The following is a 1327-nucleotide window of genomic DNA, read 5'->3' on the forward strand; positions in this document are numbered from 1 at the left end:
CTCAATCAACGTACTATTTGTACGCCTCAATCGTGGGCCTATTGAGCGCCTTGTTCTTCGCTTCCGTCGCTCGCTCTGCCCAGCTCGTTGACCTTGTCAACAAGCTGACCCTGCCGGCCCGGCAGGGTCACCCGGGCGTAGATGAATACGTTACAGCCCAATACTTTTTACAATGATGAAAATCAGCAACAGCCATATCAGGACGATAGGCAATGCGTAATACCATTTTTTCGGTTTGCCGTCCGACCATAAGTCAGCGGCTTCTTTGCGGCACTCCGCAAACACTTCCGCAGGAATCAACTTAACTGTGAGCGCAATTAAACCGGACAGTAGAATCACATCGTCCAACAGCCCAATGACGGGTATAAAGTCGGGGATGAAATCAAGGGGAGAAAGCGCATACGCCACCGTAAACGCCGCCAGCAACTTGGCAAGCAGGGGCGTTTCTTTTCTTTTCAAGGCGAGAAACACGGCAGGGATATCGGTTTTAAGGCGCTTGGCGCGCTCCTTTATCTTCATATATCGTCAGCGCACCTCCTTCGTGTGTTCCTATTTGGCGGCGGGTTTCAGGCTTGCATCCCCCTGGAGCGGTTTGCAGCCCTTTGAAAAGGTGAAACCGGCTACCGTTAAATTGTATTAAAGACGGCATTATCAGGTCAATACAGCAAAGTAAAAACCGCGCCAGCGGCGCGATTTCTTGTGGTAAGAACCCCCAGCTTTTATCACGAGAGCGACGGACAAGTGACGCAACGAGTGAAAGGAAACTGGCGGAAGATCGTGGCGTTTCAAGAACCGGCACCGCCACCTGCTTGGCAAGCTTGATATAATGAACATTAGTATATAAAGCGAAGTATGAAAAGGTGATAAAAATGTTTAGACGAGCATTAAAATTTGCTATCGGACCAAGTATAGGAATAACTTTAGGAGGTATAATTATCCCACGGATTATGTTTCCAAACCTATATAATGAAACATATCCATCTATACCTGTACAGGCGGGTTTGTATTTTGTTGCAGGTTATATTGTGTCCTTTTTAGTTTCTCTGCTCATCGAATGGATTAGATCAAAATAAGTGGCATATAAAGCAAAAGGAAACTACAACTCCCTACTGTCCCAGTTCTGAACCCGCCCCGTCCATTTTCTAAGAACGAAAAGGTCACAAAAAAGCCTCCGAAGTTCGGAGGCTGCTTGTTTTCTAATGGTGAGCCATGGAGGATTCGAACCTCCGACACCCTGATTAAAAGTCAGGTGCTCTACCTGCTGAGCTAATGGCCCGTAATATATGGCTGGGGTGGATGGATTCGAACCAACGAATGACGGAGTCAA

2 protein-coding genes and 1 tRNA gene are annotated in these 1327 nt (G+C 47.3%); all 3 read right to left on the minus strand.

What is annotated here, in order from left to right:
* Positions 1 to 38: 38 nt before the first annotated feature.
* The 3 genes from B2633_RS11615 to B2633_RS11625 all read right to left on the minus strand — a co-directional run bounded on the left by B2633_RS11615 (position 39) and on the right by B2633_RS11625 (position 1276).
* A complete protein-coding gene (locus B2633_RS11615; protein WP_483170833.1) occupies positions 39 to 161 on the minus strand; it encodes a hypothetical protein in 123 nt (40 codons plus the stop codon).
* Entirely contained in the window at positions 151 to 519 is a 369-nt protein-coding gene (locus B2633_RS11620; protein WP_483170834.1) for a YkvA family protein, read from the minus strand. Before B2633_RS11620 ends, B2633_RS11615 begins: the two co-directional genes overlap by 11 nt.
* 681 nt (positions 520 to 1200) lie before the next feature.
* Positions 1201 to 1276 (minus strand) — tRNA-Lys (locus B2633_RS11625).
* Positions 1277 to 1327: the final 51 nt, after the last annotated feature.

It is taken from the genome of Syntrophomonas sp. UBA1041, assembly GCF_002316705.1.
GTDB lineage: Bacteria > Bacillota > Syntrophomonadia > Syntrophomonadales > Syntrophomonadaceae > DTU019.

Coding starts and splice junctions, on each gene's coding strand:
- B2633_RS11620 (WP_483170834.1), bottom strand. CDS start 519: ATGAAGATAAAGGAGCGCGCCAAGCGCCTTAAAACCGATATCCCTGCC.